The organism is Brevundimonas diminuta, from assembly GCF_050310045.1.
GTDB classification, from domain to species: domain Bacteria; phylum Pseudomonadota; class Alphaproteobacteria; order Caulobacterales; family Caulobacteraceae; genus Brevundimonas; species Brevundimonas diminuta_F.
In genome coordinates, this window is record NZ_CP190005.1 from 2,681,998 (window position 1) to 2,704,695 (window position 22,698).

Here is a 22,698-nt window from a genome sequence, read left to right on the forward strand (position 1 = left end):
CATTCCTGAACCTCGCGTCGACACCCCTCATCCGAGCGCCTCCGGCGCCCACCTTCTCCCTCAAGGGGAGAAGGAAGCAGTTAGCCCGTCGCCTGGCCTACGCCGCGGCCGCCGCCGGGCACCGGGGCTACGTCCAGCAACTTCAACCGGAACACCAGCACCGCATTGCCGGGGATCATCGGCGGTCCGCCCATTTCGCCATAGCCCAGTTCCGGCGGCAGGAAGAGAATCCACTCATCGCCCGGCTTCATCATCTGCAGGGCCTCGGTCCAGCCCGGCACCACGCCTTCGGGCGAGAAGATCGCCGGGGCGCCGCGTTTGAACGAGCTGTCGAACACCGTGCCGTCGGTCAGCGTGCCTTCATAGTCGACCTTGACCAGATCATTGCGGTCCGGCTGGACGCCGCCCGCCGGACCGGAAGCCACGACCTTGTACTGCAGGCCCGACGGCAGGGTCTGCACGCCCTCCTCCGTCGCGTTCTGCTTCATGAAGGCGGCGGATTCGGCGGCGTTCTTGGCCAGGTCTTCAGGCGCGGCGGACGGGCGGCCGCAGGCGGCCAGCGCCAGCAGGGCGGACGCGGCCATGGCGGCGCCGAGGGGGCGTTTAGCCCATGCGAAGTTCATAACCCTGGTCCTTCAAGGCGGCGCCGATTTCCTCGGCATGACGGGAGTCGCGGGTTTCGACCATGATGTCGAACTCGGCCCCCTTGGCGGGCACGTCCAGCGCCAGCCGGTTGTGCACCACATCGATGATATTGCCGCCCAGACCGCCGATGACGGCAGCCATCGCCGACAGCATTCCGGGGCGGTCATCGCCCAGAATGCGGTAAACGATCAACCGCTTTTCGCGGACCATTTCCCGGTTCAGCACCACCGCCAGCATCCGGGCGTCGATGTTGCCGCCGGTCAGTTCGACGCCGATCTTCATGCCCTTGAAGCGTTCCGGGTTGGCCAGGATAGCAGCCAGGCCGCCTGCGCCCGCGCCCTCCGCCACCGTCTTCTCCAGCGTCGCCAGCAGGGCAACGCCTTTCTCGAAATCCGCCTCTTCGCAGACGAAGACCTCATCGATCAGGCCATCGGCCAGACCGAAAGGAATCTCGCCCACCGCCTTGATGGCGATGCCCTCGGCGATGGTCTGGCCGCTGCATTTGGGCGGCTCGCCCCGGCGCCGTGCGGTGAAGGACGGATAGCGCGCCGCCTCAACGCCGAAGATCTTGATGTCCGGCTTCATCGCCTTGGCGGCGATAGCGCTGCCGGCGATCAGGCCGCCCCCGCCGATAGGGATGATGAGGGCGTCCAGATCGGGCGCCTCCTCCAGAAACTCAAGGCCGCAGACGCCCTGCCCGGCGACGATGCCTTCATCGTCGAAGGCCGAAACGAAGACATAGCCATGCTCGGCCTGAAGCCGCTTGGCTTCCTCGGTCGAGCCGGAGAAGTCGAGGCCGTGGATGACGACATTGGCGCCGTGGGCGCGGGTGCCGTCCACCTTCACGAAGGGCGTGCCCTCGGGCATGACGATGGTCACCGGCACGCCCAGACGGCCGCCGTGATAGGCCAGCGCCTGCGCGTGGTTTCCGGCCGAGGCGGCGACGACGCCGCGTTTCTTTTCTTCCGGCGTCAACTGCATCAGCCGGTTCAGGGCGCCGCGCTCCTTGAAGCTGCCGGTGAAGTGCAGATTGTCGAACTTGATCCAGATTTCCGCGCCGGTCAGTTGCGACAGGCGGCGTGAATAACGGACAGGCGTGCGGTCGACCTGACCAGCGATGCGTTTTTGCGCTTCGCGGATATCGTCGATGGTGACGGTCATGAAGTCCCTGATTTTGCTGGCGACCGGCCTCTGTCGTCCGGTCTTTGACGCCTGTTGTGGAACAGGCCAGGGCGGCGGGCAACCTTGACTCGGCATGGCGCACAAGGTCATGCCCGAACGTCGCCTGAACCGTAATCCGGGAGCCGCCCCTCATGACCCCTTCTTCGCGATCGCTGGCCCGTTCCAGCGCCCTTGTCGCCGCAGTGATCGGCGGCCTGAGCCTGACCGCCTGCGCCACCACGCCCATGGGCGGAAGCGCCATCGGCCCGGCCGTTTTCAACGCCGATGACTTCGCCTGGTCGACCCGGACCGGTCAGGCCGCCGTGGAGGGCCGCGTCGCCTTCGTTCAGGACGGGCGCGCCTTCGAATGCGCGGGCAATGTCGGCCTGATCCCGGACACGCGCTATACCCGCGCCCGCATCGACCGCCTGTACGGCGCCGCAGACCGGGCCGCCATTCCGGCCGCCGTGGTGCGCGCCCGTTCGGCCGGAGAACAGGGCGCCGACTACCGTTCGTATGAAAGGGCGCAGGCCTGCGCCGACAACGGCTTCCGCTTCTCCGACCTGCCGGATGGCAGCTGGTTCCTGATCGCCCCGGTCAAGGCCGATGATGATGTCATGGTGTTGATGCGCCGCGTCCAGACCCGTGGCGGACGCACGGTCAACGTCACTCTGGGCGGCTGATTTCATAGCGCACAGGCCGCGCTTTCAGAGGCGACCCTGATCTCGGGGTCGCCTTTTTGCTACCCGCGTTCGCCATGCTTTGGCCCTATCAGCCCGCTCTTTGACCTGATCCGTACGGGAACAGTCGGGAGCGTCTCTTGTCCCAACATAACATCATCGGCTCAGAAGCCTTCAGCAACCGCACCCACGTCATGGTGCAGGGGATGCGCACCGGCGCCTTCCGCCGTCGCCGCGCCCGCTCGACGCTGACCTATATGATCGTCGCAGTTCTGGCCCTGGTCGCAGGCGGTATCGCGGCCACCCTGGCCCTTGCGCCCCAGCTTGCAGACAGGAATACAGCCAAGCCCGCCATCATCGCCGTTCCGGTGCCGCAGGTCGTGACGCCTGCGCCTGCCGCCCCCTGACCGCGACCGGCTTCATCTCCAACCGCAATTGAAAACGGCGGCCCTTGTAGAAGGGCCGCCGTTTCCATGTCATCGCAAGGGTGAGGCCGCTCAGGCGACCGCAGGGCTTCCGGTTTCGCTATCGGGGTCGATATCCTGAATGTCGTCCAGTTCGCCTTCCCATTTGGCGACCACGGCGGCGGCGACGGAGTTGCCGACGACGTTGGTGGCCGAGCGGCCCATGTCGAGCAGGTGGTCGACGCCCAGAACGATGGCGATCCACGCCTCGGGCAGGCCGAAATAGGTCAGGGTCGCCATGATGACCACCAGAGAGGCGCGCGGGATGCCCGCAATGCCCTTGGACGTGACCATCAGCAGCAGCAGCATGAAGATCTGTTGCGACACCGTCAGATGCACGCCGTGGGCCTGCATGATGAACATGGTGCCGAAGGTGCAGTAGAGCATCGATCCGTCCAGATTGAACGAATAGCCCAGCGGCAGAACGAAGCTGACGATACGGCGGCGCACGCCGACCTTGGGCAGGGCCTCAAGGATGCGCGGATAGGCGGCTTCCGAGCTGGCGGTCGAGAAGGCCAGCAGGGTCGGGGTGCGGATGGCCTGGAACAGCGGAATGACGCGCTTGCCCAGCACCACGGCGCCGGCCAGGAACAGCAGGGTCCACAGGACAGCCATCGAGCCGTAGAAGCCGAAAACGAACTTGGCGTAGGTGCCCAGCATCTCCAGCCCCTGGGTGGCGATGGTCGAGGCCAGGGCGGCGAAGATGGCGAACGGCGCCAGCTTCATCACGAACTCGGTCACCTTCAGCATGATGGAGGCGGCCTGTTCGACCACATGCATCACGGCCGGAGCCTTGTCGTCCAGGGCGGCGACCGCCGTGCCGACGAAGACCGAGAAGACGACGATCTGCAGGATCTCGTTCTTGGCCATGGCGTCGAAGATCGACGTCGGGACCAGGTGGGTGACGAAGCCGTGCAGGGAGAAGGCGTCGGTCGAAGCCGCAGGCGCCGAACCGATCACCGCCTCGGGCAGGTGCATGTTCGCGCCCGGCTGCAGCAGTTGGACCATCACCAGACCCAGCAGCAGGGAGACGATGGAGGCGCAGATGAACCAGCTCATCGTCTTGACGCCGATCCGCCCGACCGAGGCGGCGTCTTCCATGTGGGCGATACCCGCAACCAGGGTGGTGAACACCAGCGGCGCGATGATCATCTTAATCAGGCGCAGAAAGACGTCCGTCACAAGATTGAGGTTGACAGCCGCCGCAGAAGCCTGGTCAGCGCTCAGAAAATGATTGAGGCCCCAGCCCGCGAGGACCCCTAAAATCATCGCTCCCACGATGAAATAAGCGAACAAGCGTTTCATACAAAAGTCGTCCAGCTTTGCGGGCCGACTCGCGTCGGACCGCAGTTACAAACCGATGGAGGATCCCCACCCGCCCAGAAGGTAAGGGGGAGCGAATAACCGAAAATCCTCTGCCCTCCAATGAACTCCTCGTGGTTCAGAGGCCGCGGCGCGCTTTCACGCCCGAATTTTCATCGAAAAACGAAGTCTTTTCCCCCGTCCACCCGGAGTGGATGGGCCCCTAAGGGCCCAAATCCCCGAAGCGACCGATATCACCCGGGTTGCGCACAAAAGTGAAGAAAAATTACTCGAAAAAAGCGCGACGAACCCGCGCAAGGCAAATTGCATCCACGCGTTGAAACGTTCAAGGTTCCCGCCAAGCCTCGCAGAAGGCTCATCGAGTGAACGCATCAGGAGTCTGCATGTCCCGCCCCTTCTTCCGTCCGGCGTCCCGTTGGGCCGTCGGCCTGGCCGCCCTCGCCCTGTCGTCGACCAGCGCCCTGGCGCTTGAGGCCGCAACCGCCACCGTCACGGCGGCCGCTCCCGCTGTTACAATCGCCGCACCGGGCCGCGCCCTGACCACGCCGATGCAGGCCTTCGGCCATGAGGTCGGCGCCGACTACCACCTGGTCACCTACACCCAGTTCGAACGCTATCTGCATACGCTGGCGGGCGAATCCGACCGGATGAAGCTGATCGAGATCGGCAAGTCGTCCGAAGGGCGCAACCACTACACCGCCATCGTCTCCTCGCCTGCCAACCTGGCCAATCTGGACCGCTATCAGGAGATCGCGCGTCGTCTGGCCAAGGCCGAAGGCGTCAGCGAGGCCGACGCCCGCGCCCTGGCGGCCGAGGGCAAGGCGGTCATCTGGATCGACGGCGGCCTGCACTCGACCGAGACGGTCCCGCCTCAGGCCCTGATCGCGGCCCTGTATGAGTGGCTGACGGCCCAGGACGAAGAAGCCCTGCGCGTTCTGGACGACGTCATCATCCTGTTCACGCCGATGAACCCGGACGGCTGGGAGCTGGTGTCCAACTGGTACATGCGCAACGCCGATCCGCTGAAGCGCGAGTACGACAGCATCCCCGTGCTGTATCAGAAGTACGTCGGCCACGATAACAACCGCGACTATTTCCTCTCGGCGATGACCGAGACGACGAACACCAACCGGATGTTCTTCCGCGAGTGGTTCCCGCAGATCATCTACAACCACCACCAGCCTGCGCCTGCGGGCACGGTTGTCTTCATGCCGCCGTTCCGCGACCCCTTCAATTACAACTATGACCCGCTGGTCATGGGCACCCTGTCCGAGGTCGGCGCCGCCATGCACAGCCGCCTGATCGAGGAGGGCAAGCCCGGTTCGACCATGCGCAGCGGCGCGGGCTATTCGACGTGGAACAACGGGATGGAGCGCTCCATCACCTATTTCCACAACGCCGTGGGCCTGCTGACCGAAATCACCGGCCACCCGACGCCCAGCCAGATCAGCCTGATCCCGCAGAACCAGCTGGCCCGCAACGACCTGCCGATGCCGATCGCGCCGCAGACCTGGCATTTCGCCCAGTCGATCGACTATTCCAAATCGATCAACCGCGCTGTGCTGAACTACGCCTCGCGCAACAAGGACCGGCTGCTGTTCAACATCTGGCGCATGGGCCAGAACGCCATCGACAAGGGCAATACCGACACCTGGCGCATCACGCCTTCGGCGGTCGACGCCCTGAACGCGGCGTCGACGACCCCGGTCGACGCCCGGCGCGGGGTCGACCCGTCGCTCTATGAAACCGTCCTGCGCGACCCGGCCCGTCGCGACCCGCGCGGCTATGTCATTCCCGCGGACCAGGCCGACCTGCCCACCGCCGTCGCCTTCCTGAACAGCCTGATCAAGACCGGCGTCGACGTCGAGCGCGCCACCCGCGCCTTCACCGTGGGCGGAAAGACCTATCCGGCCGGCTCCTATGTGGTGAAGACGGCCCAAGCCTATCGCCCGCACGTGCTGGACATGTTCGAGCCGCAGGACCACCCGCACGACCTGCAGTATCCGGGCGGCCCGCCCGCCCTGCCCTATGACGCCACCGGCTACACCCTGGCCATGCAGATGGGCGTGACGTTCGACCGCATCCTCGACGGCTTCGAGGCGCCGACCGAGCGCGTCGCCGACGTCATGGCCCCGCCGCCCGGCAAGATCGAGGGCAATGGCCGCGCCGGATGGCTGATCGACCATGCGCCGATCAACGGCTACATCCTGACCAACCGCCTGCTGGCGGCAGGCGTGCCGGTCTACTGGCAGGAAGGCGAGACCCGCGCGGGTCGCGCCGCCCTGGCGCCCGGCGCCCTGTGGATTCCCGCAGACGACAAGGCCCGTCCGATCGTCGAGGCCGCCGTGCGTGATCTGGGCCTGAACGCCCACGCCGTCGCCCGCGCGCCCGGCGGCGAGCGGATCGCCTTGAAGCCGGTCCGCATCGGCCTGGTTGATCGTTACGGCGGCTCGATGGCCTCGGGCTGGACCAAGTGGATGCTCGAACAGTTCGAATATCCGTTCGAGGTCGTCTATCCCCAGCGTCTCGACGCGGGCGACCTGAACAAGGACTTCGAGGTCCTGCTGTTCGCCTCGGACATGATCCCGGCCGACCTGTCCGCCGCCGCCCAGCGCCCGCAACCGGCGCCGGACAGCATCCCCGCCGAATACCGCAGCTGGCTGGGCCACATCACCGCCGAGAAGACCGTGCCGCAACTGGACGCCTTTGCGCGGGCGGGCGGCAGCGTCGTCACCATCGGCTCGGCCCACCGACTGGCCGCCGCCATGGGCGCGCCGGTTCAGGACGTGCTGACCGGCGCAGACGGCAAGCCTCTGGCCTCGACCGACTTCTTCATCCCCGGCGCGGTGATGAAGACTGAGGTCGACAACAGCCGCCCCCTGACCTTCGGCGCGCCGCGTCAGATGGACGTCTTCTTCAACCGCAACGCAGGCTTCCGCCATGCGGGCGAAGGGGCCTCGTTGGTGCGCTATCCGCAGCAGGTCTCGGTCTCCAGCGGCTGGGCCATCGGCCCTGAAAAGCTGTCGGGCTCAGACGCCGTGCTGGACCTTGAACACGGCCAGGGCCGCGTCATCGTCCTGGGTCCCGACGTGGTGAACCGCGCCCAGGCCCGCGCCTCCAGCCGCCTGCTGTTCAACGCCCTGTTCTACGGCCCGGCCGCAAAGGGCGGCGCCGCCCGATAAGGCCCGACTGAAAACATAAAAAAGGGCCGCCCGACAGTCTGTCGGGCGGCCCTTGTTCTTAATAAGCCTCCGGCTGAAGGCGTCGCGCTGAAGAGGCGACGAAGATCGATCAGTCCTCGTCCATCTTGAGCGCGGCGATGAAGGCTTCCTGCGGGATCTCCACCTTGCCGAACTGGCGCATCCGCTTCTTGCCCGCCTTCTGCTTCTCCAGCAGCTTCTTCTTGCGGGTGGCGTCGCCGCCGTAGCATTTCGACGTCACGTCCTTGCGCAGGGCGCGGACGGTCTCACGGGCGATGATCTTGCCGCCGATGGCCGCCTGAATCGGGATGACGAACATGTGGGGCGGGATCAGCTCCTTCATCTTCTCGACCATGCCGCGGCCGCGCGTCTCGGCGCGGGCGCGGTGGACCAGCATCGACAGGGCGTCCACCGGTTCGGCGTTGACTAGGATCGACATCTTCACCAGGTCGCCGACCTTATAGTCGGTGATCTCATAGTCGAACGAGGCGTAGCCCTTCGAGATCGACTTCAGCCGGTCATAGAAGTCGAACACCACCTCGTTCAGCGGCAGCTCATAGACCACCAGGGCGCGCGCGCCGACGTAGGACAGTTCGATCTGGCTGCCGCGACGGTCCTGACACAGCTTTATCACGCCGCCGAGGTATTCATCGGGGGTCAGGATGGTGGCCTTGATCCACGGCTCGCTGATCGTCTCGATCTGCATGACGTCCGGAAGGTCGGCCGGGTTGTGCAGGTCGATCTCGGTCCCGTCGCGCAGGCCGATCTTGTAGACGACCGAAGGGGCCGTCGCGATCAGGTCGAGGTTGAACTCGCGGCTCAGGCGCTCCTGGATGATCTCCAGGTGCAGCAGGCCCAGGAAACCGCAGCGGAAGCCGAAGCCCAGAGCCGCTGAAGACTCCATCTCATAGGTGAAGCTGGCGTCGTTCAGGCGCAGTTTGCCGATGGCGGCGCGCAGGTCTTCAAAGTCAGCGGCGTCGACAGGGAACAGGCCGCAGAACACCACCGACTGGACTTCCTTAAAGCCCTTCAGCGGTTCGGCCGTGGGCTTCTTCTCGTCGGTGATGGTGTCGCCGACGGCGGCGTGGGCGACTTCCTTGATCTGGGCGGTGATGAAGCCGACTTCGCCGGGGCCGAGCTGCTCGACCGGGGTGTTCTTGGGCAGGAAGACGCCGACGCGATCAACCAGATGGGTCGAGCCGGTCTGCATCATCTTGACGCGCATTCCGGCCTTCAGCACGCCGTCGAACACGCGGACCAGCAGAACAACGCCCAGATAGGGGTCGTACCAGGCGTCGACCAACATGGCCTTCAGCGGGGCGTTGATGTCGCCCTTGGGCGCAGGCAGGCGCGCGACAATGCCTTCCAGCACATTCTCGATGCCCAGACCCGACTTGGCCGAGCATTCGATGGCGTCCGATGCGTCCAGACCGATGACGTCCTCGATCTGGGCCTTGACCCGCTCCGGCTCGGCGGCGGGGAGGTCGATCTTGTTCAGGACCGGGACGATCTCGTGGTTGTTGTCGATGGCCTGATAGACGTTGGCCAGCGTCTGCGCCTCGACGCCCTGCGAGGCGTCCACCACCAGGATCGAGCCTTCACAGGCGGCCAGCGAGCGCGACACCTCATAGGCGAAGTCGACGTGGCCCGGCGTGTCCATCAGGTTCAGGACGTAGTCGAGCCCGTCCTTAGCCTTGTAGTTCAGGCGCACGGTCTGCGCCTTGATGGTGATCCCGCGCTCTTTCTCGATGTCCATGTTGTCGAGCACCTGCTCGGACATTTCGCGCGCGGTCAGGCCGCCCGTGAACTGGATCAGGCGGTCGGACAGGGTCGACTTGCCGTGGTCGATATGGGCGACCACCGAGAAATTGCGGATGCGTTCAATAGGAGGCGTCGTCATGCGGCGCGCGTAGCACGACCCGAGCGATTGCGCCACGGGAGGCGTGAAACCGTGGCGCCCCTACCTCGGCCCGGTCAGCTTGATCTCGAACAGGAGGGGCCAGTTCTTGCCGGTGACGAACAGGCGGCGGTTCTCAGAATCCCAGGCGATGCCGTTCAGCACATCGTCGACTGGATCCTTCACCTGATCTTTCGGCAGCAGGCCGCTGAGGTCGATAACCCCGACCACCCGGCCGAACTCTGGATCGATGCGGACGATGTAGTCGGTCTGCCAGACGTTGGCCCAGACCTCGCCTTCGATCCATTCCAGCTCGTTCAACAGGCGCACCGGGCGGCCGTTCAGGGTGACGGAGACGCGGCCGGTCTCGGCCTGGGTGTCGGGATCGAAGAAGCGCAGGGCCGCCGATCCGTCCGACAGGATCAGGCGCGTCCCGTCATGCGTCAGCCCCCAGCCCTCGCCTGTGTAGCTGAAGCGTGAGACGGGCTTCAGATCGTCTGCATCCCAGATGAAGCCGACGCCGTTGATCCAGGACAGGGAGAAGACGCGGCCGTCCTTCTCGGTCAGGCCTTCGCCGAAATATTCAGGATCGAGTTCGTGCTTCTGCAGCACGACGCCGTCTTCCAGCCGCACGCGGCGTACGCTGGAAGGATTGCGGCCGGTGCTCTCGATCAGCACGCCGTCGCGGATGACCAGCCCCTGAGTGAAGGCGGTCGGGTCGTGGGGGAACGTACGCACCACTTCATAGCCATAGACCGGAACACGGGCAGGCGCAGGCTGTGTGTGCGGAGAAGAAGGGGCCGGTCCCAGCGCCTGCGCCGCCGCTGACGCGGGCAGCGCCAGCAGCAGCATCGCCATGACCGGCCCGATACGCACGATCAGACGCCCGGCTCGGCGGTCTCAGCCTTGTTGAGAGAGGCCCTGACGGCGTCCTCAGCCTGGCTCTTCCTGATCTTGGCGTTGCGCGACAACATGTTCAGCCCCTCGACCATAGCCGAGAAGGCCATGGCGGCGTAGATATAACCCTTGGGCACATGAACGCCGAAGCCGTCCGCGATCAAGACTGCGCCGATCATCAGCAGGAAGCCCAGGGCCAACATGACCACGGTCGGGTTCTTGTCGATGAAGTTCGCCAGCGGGTCGGCGGCCAGCAGCATGACGGTCACGGCGATGATCACGGCGACCATCATGATCGGCACATGATCGGTCATGCCCACGGCGGTCAGGATGCTGTCGACCGAGAACACCAGGTCCAGCAGGATGATCTGGACGATGGCGGCGCCGACATTGTTGATGACGACGTCCTTCTTGTCCTTCTCAAGCAAGTCGGTCGACGGGGTGGTGTCGACGGCGTGGTGGATTTCCTTGGTGGCCTTCCAGACCAGGAAAAGGCCGCCGGCGATCAGGATCAGGTCGCGCCAGGAGAAGGCGGTGTCGAAGGTTTCGCCGTGGAAGCCCAGATCGAAGACCGGCTGGGTCAGGCCGACGATCCAGCCGATCGCGGCCAGCAGGCCCAGACGCATGATCAGCGCCAGGCCGATCCCGATGCGCCGGGTGCGCTGGCGATGCTCGGGCGGCAGCTTGTTGGACAGGATCGAGATGAAGATCAGGTTGTCGATCCCCAGCACCACCTCCATGACCACCAGGGTCACAAGGGCCGCCCAGGCGGCGGGATCGGTCAACAGCGGGGTTATGCTCTCAAGCATCGGGGTTCCTGATGGAGGTTAAGATTTTTTCGGTAACGGGAGCGTGAGCGCGCATCAAGCGGTCGGCGGCGGCGTCATCGTCGCAGGCTCCTCACACCGCTCCAGCTTGACCGGGGCGTCTTCGACCAAAGAGAGCGCGGGTGCGGCGTTATCGTTCCGCGCCCATTGGTTGCGGGTTGCGGCCTTGCATGGTATCAGCCGCGCGGCTTTAGCGAAGGGCGTATCGCAAGATGCGTCCCCAGCGTGCTTTCTTAAAGCATATCAGGCCCTTGGCTGGCGCAGGCGACTGCGGCCGGTCTTGCGACAATCGCTTCAGACGCGGACCAATATAAGTGGCGGACGATTTCAGGACGACGGAAGTCGGCGAACGGTATGCACAGGCGCTGTTCGACCTCGCGGACGAGACGGGGGCGCTTGACGCTGTGCGCGCCGATCTGGGCGCGCTGAAGGCCGCCTGGCTGGACAGCGCGGACCTGCGCCGTCTGGCGACCTCGCCTGTCGTGGCGTCGGCGGATCAGGCCAAGGGCCTGACGGCCATCGCCGACCAGGCCAAGTTCAATGTGACCACGCGCAACTTCCTGGGCCTGTTGGGTCAGAACGGCCGCGCGTCGGACCTGCCGGGCGTGATCGCCGCCTTCGAGGCGCTGTACGCCAAGAAGACGGGCGTGGTGGCCGCCGAGGTGGTCTCGGCCGTGGCGCTCAGCGCCGCCCAGACCAAGAAGATCCAGGCCGAGCTGCGCGCCGCCCTGGGCCGCGACCCCGAACTGACCGCCCGCGTCGATCCGACGATCCTGGGCGGACTGAAGGTCAAGGTGGGCTCGAAACTGTTCGACGCCTCGCTGAAGACCAAGCTCGACCAGATGACCTTTGCGCTGAAGCGCGCCTAAGCCCCGAATTCCAGTTTAAGCCGGGCCAGCGGGCCCGCACCGAAGACGAAAGCCGAAAGAGCCCATCATGGATATCCGCGCCGCCGAAATCTCGGCCATCCTCAAGTCGCAGATCGCCAACTTCGGCGTGGAAGCCGATGTCTCGGACGTCGGCCAGGTGCTGTCGGTCGGCGACGGCATCGCGCGCATCCACGGCCTCGACAACGTTCAGGCCGGTGAAATGGTCGAGTTCACGAAGGCCGGCGTGAAGGGCATGGCCCTGAACCTGGAACGCGACAACGTCGGCGCCGTGATCTTCGGGGCGGATGCCGCCATCGCCGAGGGCGACGACGTGCGCCGCCTGGGCGAGATCGTGGACGTGCCGGTCGGCAAGGGCCTGCTGGGCCGCGTCGTCAACCCGCTGGGCGAGCCGATCGACGGCAAGGGCCCGATCCAGTTCACCGAGCGTCGCCGCGTCGACGTGAAGGCCCCCGGCATCATCCCGCGTAAATCGGTTCACGAGCCGATGCAGACGGGCATGAAGGCCATCGACACCCTGATCCCGGTCGGCCGCGGCCAGCGCGAGTTGATCATCGGCGACCGTCAGGTCGGCAAGACCGCCGTCGCCATCGACACCATCCTGAACCAGAAGACGGTCAACAAGTCGGACGACGAGTCCGCCAAGCTGTACTGCATCTACGTCGCCATCGGCCAAAAGCGCTCGACCGTGGCCCAGATCGTCAAGACCCTCGAAGAGTCGGGCGCGCTGGAATACACCATCGTCGTGGCCGCCACGGCCTCGGAACCGGCCCCGCTGCAGTTCCTGGCCCCGTTCGCCGGCACCGCCATGGGCGAGTATTTCCGCGACAACGGCATGCACGGCCTGATCATCTATGACGACCTGTCCAAGCAGGCCGTGGCCTATCGCCAGATGTCGCTGCTGCTGCGCCGTCCGCCGGGCCGTGAAGCCTATCCGGGCGACGTCTTCTACCTGCACAGCCGCCTGCTGGAGCGTTCGGCTAAGCTGAACGAGGACTACGGCTCGGGCTCGCTGACCGCCCTGCCGATCATCGAAACCCAGGCCAACGACGTGTCGGCCTACATCCCGACCAACGTGATCTCGATCACCGACGGCCAGATCTTCCTGGAATCGGACCTGTTCTATCAGGGCATCCGTCCGGCCGTGAACGTCGGCATTTCGGTGTCGCGCGTCGGTTCCTCGGCCCAGATCAAGGCCATGAAGCAGGTCGCCGGTTCGATTAAGGGCGAACTGGCCCAGTATCGTGAAATGGCCGCCTTCGCGAAGTTCGGCTCGGACCTGGACATCTCGACCCAGAAGCTGCTGGCGCGCGGCGCCCGCCTGACCGAGCTGCTGAAGCAGCCGCAGTACTCGCCGCTGGCGGTTGAAGAGCAGGTCGTGTCGATCTACGCCGGCACGCGCGGCTATCTGGACGGCATCGAAGTGTCGCAGGTCGGCCGTTTCGAGAGCGAGCTGCTGGCCCGCGTTCACGCCAACCACGCCTCGCTGCTGGAAGGCATCCGCACCAAGAAGGCCCTGACGCCCGAGCTGGAAGCCGAGCTGAAGGACATCCTGGCGGCCTTCGCCAAGACCTTCGCCTGATCGTTCGGCCCTGTAGTCAAAGGAAGAGCAGAGCCGGATGGCTAGCCTCAAGGAAATGCGCGATCGGATCGGAAGCGTCAAAGCGACGCAGAAGATCACGAAAGCCATGCAGATGGTCGCCGCGGCCAAGCTGAAGCGCGCCCAGGAGCAGGCGGAGAACGCCCGCCCCTATGCGTCGCGGATGGCCTCGGTCATCGCCAACCTGGCGGCGGGCGTCGGCGACGACGGCCCGCGCCTGATGACCGGAACCGGCGCCGACCAGAAGCACCTGGTCGTCGTCGCCACGGCCGACAAGGGTCTGGCGGGCGGTTTCTCGACCAACGTCATCCGCGCCGCGCGGGACCACATCAACAGCCTGATCGCCAACGGCAAGACGGTCGAGATCGTGGCCGTCGGCCGCAAGTCGCGCGACCAGCTGACCCGCCTGTTCGGCGACAAGGTCGTCAAGACCTTCGAGCTGAGCGAGCACAAGACGGTGGGCCTGCATTCGGCCCAGCCGATCGCCGAACTGCTGGCTGAAAAGTTCGAGGCGGGCGAGGCCGACAAGGTCACCCTCTTCTACAGCCAGTTCAAGTCGGTGATCTCTCAGGTCCCGTCGTCGCGTCAGCTGGCCCCGGCCGAAGTCGACGCCGACGCCTCGGCCGACGCCGGCGCGCTCTATGAGTATGAGCCGTCGGAAGAGGACATCCTCGAGACCCTGCTGCCGCGCAACCTGACGACGCAGATCCTGGCCGCCCTTCTGGAAAACCAGGCCGGCTTCTTCGGCGCCCAGATGGCCGCGATGGACAACGCCACGCGCAACGCGGGCGACCTCATCAGCGCCCTGACGCTGCAGTACAACCGTTCCCGCCAGGCTCAGATCACCACCGAGCTGATCGAGATCATCGCCGGCGCTGAAGCGCTCTGATCCCGACACAGCTGACATTCGACACGGACAAGCACCGATGACCGACACCACCGCCCCGAAGAAACCCGCCGCCAAGAAGCCGGCCGCCAAGAAGGCCGCTCCGGCTGCCGCTCCCGCCGCCATCGCGGGCCAGGGCAAGATCGCCCAGGTCATCGGCGCCGTCGTCGACGTTGAGTTCGACGGCCACCTGCCGGGCATCCTGAACGCTCTGGAAACCCAGAACGTCGACCAGAAGACGGGCGAGCCCTTCACCCTGGTCCTGGAAGTCGCCCAGCACCTGGGCGAGAACATGGTCCGCACCATCGCCATGGACACGACCGAAGGTCTGACGCGCGGCCAGGCCGTCGTCGACACCGGCAAGTCGATCATGGCGCCGGTCGGCCCGGGCACGCTCGGCCGCATCATGAACGTCGTCGGCCAGCCGATCGACGAAGCCGGTCCAATCAAGACCACCGAGTTCCGCCCGATCCACCGCGAGGCGCCTTCGTTCGAAGAGCAGTCGACCTCGTCGGAAATCCTGGTCACCGGCATTAAGGTCATCGACCTGATCTGCCCCTACACCAAGGGCGGCAAGACCGGCCTGTTCGGCGGCGCTGGCGTCGGCAAGACCGTGACCATGCAGGAACTGATCAACAACATCGCCAAGGCTTACGGTGGTTATTCGGTTCTGGCCGGCGTGGGCGAGCGCACCCGCGAAGGCAACGACCTGTATCACGAGATGATCGAGTCGAACGTGAACGTCGCCGGCGGCGGTGAAGGCTCCAAGTGCGCCCTGGTCTACGGCCAGATGAACGAGCCCCCCGGCGCCCGCGCCCGCGTCGCCCTGACCGGCCTGGCCCAGGCCGAGTACTTCCGCGATGAAGAGGGCAAGGACGTCCTGCTGTTCATCGACAACATCTTCCGCTTCACGCAGGCCGGTTCGGAAATGTCGGCTCTGCTGGGCCGCATCCCGTCGGCCGTGGGCTATCAGCCGACGCTGGCCACCGAGATGGGCAACCTGCAGGAGCGCATCACCTCGACCAAGAAGGGCTCGATCACCTCGATCCAGGCCATCTACGTCCCGGCTGACGACCTGACCGACCCGGCGCCCGCCGCCTCGTTCGCCCACCTGGACGCGACCACGGTTCTGAACCGCGACATCGCCGCCCAGGCCATCTTCCCGGCCGTGGACCCGCTGGACTCCACCTCGCGGATCATGGACCCGCTGGTCATCGGCGAAGAGCACTACACCGTCGCCCGTCGCGTTCAGGAGATCCTGCAGCAGTACAAGGCGCTGAAGGACATCATCGCCATCCTGGGCATGGACGAGCTGTCGGAAGACGACAAGCTGGTCGTGTCGCGCGCCCGTAAGATCAGCCGCTTCCTGTCGCAGCCCTTCTTCGTGGCTGAGCAGTTCACCGGCTCGCCGGGCAAGTTCGTCGAACTGGCCGACACCATCCGCTCGTTCAAGGCGATCTGCGACGGCGAGTATGACCACCTGCCGGAAGCCGCCTTCTACATGGTCGGCGCTATCGAAGAAGCGGTCGAGAAGGCCGCCAAGATGGCTGCGGAAGCCTAAGTCATGGCCGGTAAGCTGAACTTCTCCCTCGTAGCCCCGGAACGCGAAGTCTTCGCCGGTTCGGTCGATCAGGTCGATGCGCCGGGCGTCGAGGGCGACTTCGGCGTCCTGCCGGGCCACGCGCCCTTCATGACCACCCTGCGCGAAGGCGTGGTGACGGTCTATGACGGCGCCCAGCGCCGCCGCTTCGAGGTCAAGGGCGGTTTCGCCGACGTCAACGGCGAAGGCCTGACCATCCTGGCCGAAGAGGCTTCGGAGCTGGCTTCGGCCTGAGGCTTCTGAACAGCGCCGGATTTCGGTCCGGCTCTGCACAAGCGACATAAGGCGCCGTGAGCTTTCAGCTTCGGCGCCTTTTTGCTGACCTGCATATGGCAGGGACGCAACCGCTCGACTTGACCTCAGTCCTGAACAGCGGGACTAGGTTCGCCTGTTCCTCCGTTGATACGGCTGTGGCGCAACAGGCGAGTAGGATGGTCTCACTCCAGCCCGCCTGCCTCCAGCGTCATCAGCGTTCATTAGCCGGAGAGAAGCAACAACCGGGGAGCCTGAAATGAAATTCATCGCCTTCGCCGCCGCTGCGGCTGTCGCCCTTCTGGCCTCATCGGCCTCTGCTCAGACTGCGCCGCAATGGTCGCTGGCCATTCACGGCGGCGCAGGGGTGATCGAGCGCGCCCAGCTCAGCCCTGAGCGCGACGCTGCCTATCGCGCGGGCCTGCAGGCGGCGCTGGACGCCGGATCGGCCGTGCTGGCGCGCGGCGGCTCGTCGCTGGACGCCGTTCAGGCCGCCATCGAGGTGATGGAGGAGAACCCCCTGTTCAACGCGGGCAAGGGCGCCGTCTTCACCTCGGCCGGGAAGAATGAACTGGACGCCGCCGTCATGGACGGCACGGACCTGAACGCCGGGGCCGTGGCGGGCCTGACCCGCACCCGCCACCCCATCGCCGCCGCCCGCGCCGTGATGGAGAAGTCGCCCCACGTCATGCTGATCGGCGAAGGCGCCGAGACCTTCGCCCGCTCGGCCGGGCTGGAAGAAGTCGGCCCCGGCTTCTTCTTCACCGAGAGCCGCTGGCAGGCCCTGCTGAAGGCGCTGCGAGATGCGGGCGAGCCCCTGCCCCCGCGCCCCGAAGGCGCGCCCGCCGAACCGGCCCGCCTTGGCCCGGCGGCGCCGCTGGCCTTCAACCTGCATGAAGCCCCGCTGGACGAGCGCAAGTTCGGCACCGTCGGCGCCGTGGCCGTGGACAGTCAGGGCCGCCTGGCCGCAGGCACCTCGACCGGCGGCACCACGGCCAAGCGCTGGGGCCGGGTCGGCGACGTGCCGATCATAGGCGCGGGCACCTACGCCTCCAACGCCGACGGCTGCGCCGTCTCGGCCACCGGCACGGGCGAGTATTTCATCCGCGCCACGGTTGCGCGCGACATCTGCCGCCGCACCGCCGAGGGCGCCAGCGTGCAGCAGGCCGCCGACGCCGAAATCGCCGAGGTCGGATCCATCGGCGGCGACGGCGGCGTTATCGTCATGGGCAAGGACGGCGTCCACGCCTTCTCGATGAACACCTCGGGGATGTATCGCGGGGCGGTGTCCTCGACATCGCCTGCGCGCGTGGCCATCTACGGCGACGAAGAAGGCGCGCGTTGAACGCCAGTCGCGACCATGCGGGGGTCCTCGCGCCCCCGCCGCTGATCTATCTGGCCTTCCTGCTGGCCGGGTTCGGCATCGGCCGCCTGATCGACGAGCCCTCGCTGGGGCTGGCGACGGACTGGCGGCGCGGTCTGGCCTTCGTGCTGGTGATCGGCGGCCTGTTGCTGGACGGGATCGCTGCGGGAACCTTCCGCCGCCTGGGCACCCCGCCCGAGCCATGGAAGCCGACCACGGCGCTGGCCACCGGCGGGCTGTACCGCTTCAGCCGAAACCCGATCTATCTGGGCTTCGCCCTGACCTACGTGGGGTTCGCGGTCGCGATGGACAGCCCGGTCGCACTGGGCCTCATCCTGCCCTGTCTGATCGTCATCGACCGCTTCGTCATCGCCCGTGAAGAGCGTTATCTGGCTGACCGATTCGGCAGCCAATACGCGGCCTACAAAGAAAGAGTCCGCCGATGGCTGTAAGCTCCGAAACGCCCGAGCCTCACGCCGATGAACTGTCGGAAATGGCCATAGAGGAACTGGACGCCGCCTGCGGCCTGCGCTGGGTCGAGATGAAGGCCATCACCCCATGGGGCGATACCTATGAGGGCATGGCGCCGTCCGGCCGCACGGTCGAGATCGAGCGCCGCTACCTGTGGTCGCATGAACCCGCCGGGGCCGTCATCGTCGAGGTCGAGGTCCGCGACCCGGCCCGACAGGTCGGCGCCGAGGCCCGCGCCGTCATCACCCCGCCTGACCGTTGACCGAACAGCGCTCGCGTCGGTCATCTCACCGCTTCCCAATCGCCTCAGCCAAGACTAGCTTCACCTCATGAAACTCGCCTCGCTCAAGCACGGCCGTGACGGCCGCCTCGTCGTCGTCTCCAACGACCTGAACTGGTTCACCGACGCCTTTCTGATCGCGCCGACGCTGCAGGCGGCGCTGGACGACTGGGAGCGCTGCGAGCCGCTGTTGCGCGCGCTTGCACAAAGCCTGGAGCATGAAGCCGTGCCGCGCGGCCGCTTCCGCGAGCATGAGGCCGCCGCCCCCCTGCCCCGCGCCTATCAGTGGGCGGACGGCTCGGCCTATGTGAACCACGTCGAGCTGGTGCGTAAGGCGCGCGGCGCGGAGATGCCGCAGAGCTTCTGGACCGACCCGCTGATGTATCAGGGCGGTTCCGACGGCTTCCTGTCGCCGCGCGACGACATCCCGCTGAAGGACGAGGCCTGGGGCTGCGACCTGGAGGCCGAGATCGTGGTCGTCACCGGCGACGTGCCGCTGGGCGCCAGCCGCGAAGAAGCTCTGGCGGCGATCCGGCTGGTCGGTCTGGTCAACGACGTCTCGCTTCGCGGCCTGATCCCCGGCGAACTGTCCAAGGGGTTCGGCTTCGTCCAGTCCAAACCGGCCAGCGCCCTGTCGCCGGTCTTCGTCACCCCGGACGCCCTCGGCGCCCGCTGGCAGGACGGCAAGCTGCACGGCGCCCTGCTGGTTCAGGTCAACGGCCAGGAGTTCGGCCGCGCCGATGCGGGCGTCGACATGACCTTCGACTTCGGCACCCTGATCGCCCACCTGGCCAAGACCCGCGCCCTGAGCGCCGGGACGATCATCGGCTCGGGCACGGTATCGAACAAGGACGCCGACGGCGGCCCCGGCAAACCGGTGTCCGAAGGCGGCCTCGGCTACAGTTGCATCGCCGAAATCCGCACGGTCGAGACCATCCAGACCGGCGCGGCCAAGACCCCCTTCCTCAAGCACGGCGACAGCGTTCGCATCGAAATGCTGGACGAAAAGAACCACAGCCTGTTCGGCGCCATAGAACAGACGGTGGAGCCGGTCTGAGTCGTCTGATCTAAAAACTGGCGGCGGCTGCGCTTCACCGATTGACGCGACCACAGCCGCCGCTAGATTGCGCCGCCTTGATCCAGACCGTGCCGGTGTGGTGGAATTGGTAGACGCGCCGGATTCAAAATCCGGTTCCGCAAGGAGTGTCGGTTCGAGTCCGACCACCGGCACCATATGTCGATTTCAGCGCAGGCAGCTAACCGCGCCGCGCCTCTACAGAAAACTATACGGATCCACGTCCACGGTCAGCCGCACCGAGGCCGGGACCTTCACCCGCGCCAGCCAGGCGCGCAGGAAGGCCTGCAGGTTCACGTCGCGGTCGGCCCGCACCAGCAGCCGCTTGCGCCGTCGCCCGCGCACCAGGGCCAGGGGCGCGTCGGCGGGGCCGTAAACCTCCAGCCGCTCGGCGTTGGGGATGGCCTCGGCCAGATCGCGGGCGACCTTCTCGACCGCCATCGCGTTCTCGCTGGACAGGATCAGCGCCGCCAGACGCCCGTGCGGCGGCAGGGACGCCGCCTCGCGCTCGGCCATCTCCGCCTCGACGAAGGCGTCGCGGTCGCCCGCCGCCAGCGCCTGCAGCACCGGATGTTCGGGCGTCCAGGTCTGCAGAAGAGCGCGGCCCGGCTTGTCCGCCCGCCCCGCCCGACCCGTGGCCTGCGCCAGAAGCTGATAGGTCCGCTCGGCCGCGCGCAGGTCTCCGCCGCGCAGGCCCAGATCCGCATCCACCACCCCGACCAGCGTCAGGCGCGGGAAGTTGTGGCCTTTCGCCGCAGCCTGGGTGGCGACCAGAATGTCGATCTCTCCGTCGGCCATGCTCTGTATCAGGGCGCGGGCCGACTTGCCGTCCGGCACGGTGTCCGAGCTGAAGACGGCGGTGCGCGCCTGCGGGAAGAGCTGGCGCACCTCCTCCTCGACCCGCTCGACGCCCGGCCCGACCGGCACCAGCGAGTCCTCGGCCCCGCATGACGGACAGGTCTTGGGTTTCGGCATGGAGAAGCCGGTCAGGTGGCAGACTAGCCGCCCGGTGTAGCGATGCTCGACCAGCCATGAATCCGTATCCGGCGCCGTCAGCCGATGCCCGCACGACCGGCACAGCACCACCGGCGCATAGCCGCGTCGGTTGAGGAACAGCAGGCTCTGCTCGCCCCGCGCCAGCGTCTCGCCGATGGCTTCACGCAAGGGCTGAGACAGCCAGGTCTGCGGGTCGGGCGGACATTCGCGCAGGTCGATCAGGCCGATCTCGGGCAGGACCGCCGCCCCGTGCCGCGCCGCCAGCTTCAGCCAGCGATACCGCCCCTGATGCGCGTTCCACAGCGTCTCCAGCGACGGAGTGGCCGAGGCCAGCACCACCGCCGCCCTCTCGATCCGCGCCCGCGCCACGGCCAGGTCGCGGCCGTGATAGACCAGCCCCTCCTCCTGTTTGAACGAGCCGTCATGCTCCTCGTCCACCACGATCAGGCGCAGGTTGGCGTAAGGCAGGAACAGAGCCGAGCGCGCGCCGACCACGATGTTGCAGCGCCCGGCGACCACCGCCTCCCACGCCTGACGCCGGCGCGGCGGGGCGACGCCGGAGTGCCATTCGGCCGGGGCGACGCCGAAGCGGGCGGTGATGCGCTCGATCACCGCCTGGGTCAGGGCGATCTCGGGCAGCAGGATCAGCACCTGCGCCGCCGGATCGGCCCGCAGCGCCCGCGCCGCCGCCTCCAGATAGGCCTCGGTCTTGCCCGAGCCCGTCACCCCATCCAGCAGAAAGGGGGAGAAACCGCCCGCCGCCACCGCGTCCGCAATGGCCGCCGCCGAAGCCGCCTGATCGGGGTTCAGCGTCGCCGGCGCATGGTCGGGATCGGGCGCATCGAAGGCGGCGACGGCCTCGACCTCGAACGCCTCCAGCACGCCTTCATCGACCAGCCCCTTGACCACGCCGGACGAGACGCCCGCCGCCCGCGCCAGATCGGGGCCAGGCATGGACCGCGCGCCCAGCGCCTCCAGCACCGCCGTGCGCGCCGCGGTCGGACGAGCGGGACTGCGCCCCTCGACGCGCCGCACCCGCCGCTCGGGCCGTGGTCGGGGCGCGCGCAGGCCCTTCAGCGCCGTCGCCGCCATCTCGCCGGGCGGGCTGAGAGTCCAGCGCGCCGCCCATTCGACGAAGTCCAGCGTCCGCTGCGGCAGGCGCGGATCGTCCAGCACCTGCTCGACCGCCTTCAGCTTGCGATTGGAGCCGGTCGTCTCGAATACCTCGGCCACTACGCCCCGGATCAGGCGCGGCCCCAGCGGCACAGCGACCTGATCGCCGCGCGCGACCGACAGCGCCTCGGGAACCGCATAGTCGAAGGCTTCCGGCACCGGCAGGGGGATGAGGACGGAGGCGACCTTCACGCGGCTTCTCCTCCACACTGCGTGGAGAGGTGGCGCGGCGCGCAGCGCCGTGACGGAGGGGCCGCTTCAAACCGGACAGGCCCCTCCACCACTACGTGGTCCCCCTCCCCATGGAATGGGGAGGAGAAGAATCGGAGTCGCCCTTCGCGTTGGTCAGGGTTAGAACTCTTCCTCATGAAACTCTTTCTCGACACCGCCGACGTCGCCGTCATCAAGGACCTGCTGCCCACCGGGATGGTGGACGGCGTCACCACCAATCCTAGCCTGATCGCCAAGTCGGGTCGCAACATCGCCGAGGTCATCGCCGAAATCTGCGCCCTGGTCGAGGGGCCGATCTCGGCAGAGGCCGTGGCCACCGATTTCGAGACGATGGTCAAGGAGGGCGACAAGCTGGCCTCCATCGCCCCCAACGTCGTGGTCAAGCTGCCGCTGACCTGGGATGGCCTGCGCGCCACCCGCGCCTTCGCCGACAAGGGGATCAAGACCAACGTGACACTGTGCTTCTCGGCGGCCCAGGCCATGCTGGCGGCCAAGGCGGGCGCGACCTTCATCTCGCCCTTCGTCGGTCGTCTGGACGATGTCGGGGCAGATGGCGTGGGCCTGCTGGAAGACATCCGCACCCTGTACGACATCCACGACTTCAGCACCGAAATCCTGGCCGCCTCGGTGCGTAATGCGGACCATGTGACCGCCGCCGCCCTGGCCGGCGCCGACGCCTCGACCATCCCGGCTGACGTTTTCAAGGCTTTGGTCAAGCACCCGTTAACCGACAAGGGGTTGGATGCGTTCCTGGCGGACTGGGGCAAGACCGGTCAGTCCATCCTGTAGT

20 protein-coding genes and 1 tRNA gene are annotated in these 22,698 nt (G+C 66.6%); 14 read left to right on the top strand and 7 right to left on the bottom strand.

Annotated features, from left to right (window positions below; genetic code table 11):
* Positions 1 to 80: 80 nt before the first annotated feature.
* Both ACORJG_RS12930 and ACORJG_RS12935 read right to left on the bottom strand, forming a co-directional pair.
* Entirely contained in the window at positions 81 to 623 is a 543-nt protein-coding gene (locus ACORJG_RS12930; RefSeq protein ID WP_427789571.1) for an FKBP-type peptidyl-prolyl cis-trans isomerase, read from the bottom strand.
* Complete coding sequence (locus ACORJG_RS12935) at positions 604 to 1,806, bottom strand: threonine ammonia-lyase (RefSeq protein WP_427789573.1); 1,203 nt, start codon at positions 1,804 to 1,806, stop codon at positions 604 to 606. Before ACORJG_RS12935 ends, ACORJG_RS12930 begins: the two co-directional genes overlap by 20 nt.
* Before the next feature lie 152 nt (positions 1,807 to 1,958).
* On the opposite strand from ACORJG_RS12935, the gene ACORJG_RS12940 reads away from it, so the two are divergent.
* Positions 1,959 to 2,489 (top strand): hypothetical protein, encoded by a 531-nt coding sequence (locus tag ACORJG_RS12940; protein ID WP_427789575.1) that lies wholly within the window; start codon positions 1,959 to 1,961, stop codon positions 2,487 to 2,489.
* Between the two features lie 137 nt (positions 2,490 to 2,626).
* Entirely contained in the window at positions 2,627 to 2,893 is a 267-nt protein-coding gene (locus ACORJG_RS12945) for a hypothetical protein (RefSeq protein ID WP_427789576.1), read from the top strand.
* Positions 2,894 to 2,983: 90 nt separating this feature from the next.
* Here the strand turns inward: ACORJG_RS12945 and ACORJG_RS12950 are convergent, their stop codons facing one another.
* A complete protein-coding gene (locus tag ACORJG_RS12950) occupies positions 2,984 to 4,255 on the bottom strand; it encodes a dicarboxylate/amino acid:cation symporter (RefSeq protein WP_427789578.1) in 1,272 nt (423 codons plus the stop codon).
* Positions 4,256 to 4,656: 401 nt separating this feature from the next.
* Between ACORJG_RS12950 and ACORJG_RS12955 the strand changes: the two genes are divergently transcribed.
* The gene (locus ACORJG_RS12955; RefSeq protein ID WP_427789580.1) at positions 4,657 to 7,455 is read left to right on the top strand and encodes a M14 family metallopeptidase; all 2,799 of its coding nucleotides are present in this window, start codon (positions 4,657 to 4,659) and stop codon (positions 7,453 to 7,455) included.
* A gap of 109 nt (positions 7,456 to 7,564) precedes the next feature.
* On the opposite strand, the gene lepA is transcribed toward ACORJG_RS12955, so the two are convergent.
* From lepA to ACORJG_RS12970, 3 genes are read right to left on the bottom strand one after another with little or no spacing between them, the layout of a single operon-like run.
* The gene (gene lepA / locus ACORJG_RS12960; RefSeq protein ID WP_427789582.1) at positions 7,565 to 9,373 is read right to left on the bottom strand and encodes a translation elongation factor 4; all 1,809 of its coding nucleotides are present in this window, start codon (positions 9,371 to 9,373) and stop codon (positions 7,565 to 7,567) included.
* 60 nt (positions 9,374 to 9,433) lie between these two features.
* The gene (locus tag ACORJG_RS12965) at positions 9,434 to 10,222 is read right to left on the bottom strand and encodes a glutaminyl-peptide cyclotransferase (protein WP_427793051.1); all 789 of its coding nucleotides are present in this window, start codon (positions 10,220 to 10,222) and stop codon (positions 9,434 to 9,436) included.
* A gap of 26 nt (positions 10,223 to 10,248) precedes the next feature.
* Positions 10,249 to 11,076, bottom strand: a complete 828-nt coding sequence (locus tag ACORJG_RS12970; protein WP_427789583.1) for a TerC family protein — start codon at positions 11,074 to 11,076, stop codon at positions 10,249 to 10,251.
* Positions 11,077 to 11,408: 332 nt separating this feature from the next.
* On the opposite strand from ACORJG_RS12970, the gene ACORJG_RS12975 reads away from it, so the two are divergent.
* The 10 genes from ACORJG_RS12975 (at position 11,409) to ACORJG_RS13020 (ending at position 19,666) form a co-directional block, all read left to right on the top strand.
* Positions 11,409 to 11,963, top strand: coding sequence for a F0F1 ATP synthase subunit delta (locus ACORJG_RS12975; protein ID WP_427789585.1), 555 nt, complete (start codon positions 11,409 to 11,411; stop codon positions 11,961 to 11,963).
* A 67-nt stretch (positions 11,964 to 12,030) separates the two neighbouring features.
* On the top strand, positions 12,031 to 13,563 hold the full coding sequence (gene atpA / locus ACORJG_RS12980) for a F0F1 ATP synthase subunit alpha (protein ID WP_427789587.1): 1,533 nt from the start codon (positions 12,031 to 12,033) through the stop codon (positions 13,561 to 13,563).
* A 37-nt stretch (positions 13,564 to 13,600) separates the two neighbouring features.
* Entirely contained in the window at positions 13,601 to 14,470 is an 870-nt protein-coding gene (locus tag ACORJG_RS12985) for a F0F1 ATP synthase subunit gamma (RefSeq protein ID WP_303698890.1), read from the top strand.
* Between the two features lie 37 nt (positions 14,471 to 14,507).
* Complete coding sequence (atpD, locus tag ACORJG_RS12990) at positions 14,508 to 16,028, top strand: F0F1 ATP synthase subunit beta (RefSeq protein ID WP_427789589.1); 1,521 nt, start codon at positions 14,508 to 14,510, stop codon at positions 16,026 to 16,028.
* Between the two features lie 3 nt (positions 16,029 to 16,031).
* A complete protein-coding gene (locus ACORJG_RS12995) occupies positions 16,032 to 16,301 on the top strand; it encodes an ATP synthase F1 subunit epsilon (RefSeq protein WP_346530436.1) in 270 nt (89 codons plus the stop codon).
* A 277-nt stretch (positions 16,302 to 16,578) separates the two neighbouring features.
* Positions 16,579 to 17,664 carry an isoaspartyl peptidase/L-asparaginase family protein gene (locus ACORJG_RS13000; protein ID WP_427789591.1) on the top strand — a complete coding sequence of 362 codons (1,086 nt, stop codon included), beginning with the start codon at positions 16,579 to 16,581 and terminating at the stop codon, positions 17,662 to 17,664.
* On the top strand, positions 17,661 to 18,134 hold the full coding sequence (locus ACORJG_RS13005; protein WP_427789593.1) for a methyltransferase family protein: 474 nt from the start codon (positions 17,661 to 17,663) through the stop codon (positions 18,132 to 18,134). Before ACORJG_RS13000 ends, ACORJG_RS13005 begins: the two co-directional genes overlap by 4 nt.
* The gene (locus ACORJG_RS13010) at positions 18,125 to 18,415 is read left to right on the top strand and encodes a hypothetical protein (protein ID WP_427789595.1); all 291 of its coding nucleotides are present in this window, start codon (positions 18,125 to 18,127) and stop codon (positions 18,413 to 18,415) included. Before ACORJG_RS13005 ends, ACORJG_RS13010 begins: the two co-directional genes overlap by 10 nt.
* 67 nt (positions 18,416 to 18,482) lie before the next feature.
* Positions 18,483 to 19,490: a fumarylacetoacetate hydrolase family protein gene (locus ACORJG_RS13015; RefSeq protein WP_427789597.1), complete on the top strand. Its 1,008-nt coding sequence runs from the start codon at positions 18,483 to 18,485 to the stop codon at positions 19,488 to 19,490.
* 91 nt (positions 19,491 to 19,581) lie between these two features.
* Positions 19,582 to 19,666 (top strand) — tRNA-Leu (locus tag ACORJG_RS13020).
* Between the two features lie 40 nt (positions 19,667 to 19,706).
* On the opposite strand, the gene ACORJG_RS13025 is transcribed toward ACORJG_RS13020, so the two are convergent.
* Positions 19,707 to 21,869: a primosomal protein N' gene (locus ACORJG_RS13025; RefSeq protein WP_427789599.1), complete on the bottom strand. Its 2,163-nt coding sequence runs from the start codon at positions 21,867 to 21,869 to the stop codon at positions 19,707 to 19,709.
* 174 nt (positions 21,870 to 22,043) lie between these two features.
* On the opposite strand from ACORJG_RS13025, the gene fsa reads away from it, so the two are divergent.
* Positions 22,044 to 22,697: a fructose-6-phosphate aldolase gene (gene fsa / locus ACORJG_RS13030; protein WP_003166309.1), complete on the top strand. Its 654-nt coding sequence runs from the start codon at positions 22,044 to 22,046 to the stop codon at positions 22,695 to 22,697.
* Position 22,698 lies beyond the last annotated feature (1 nt).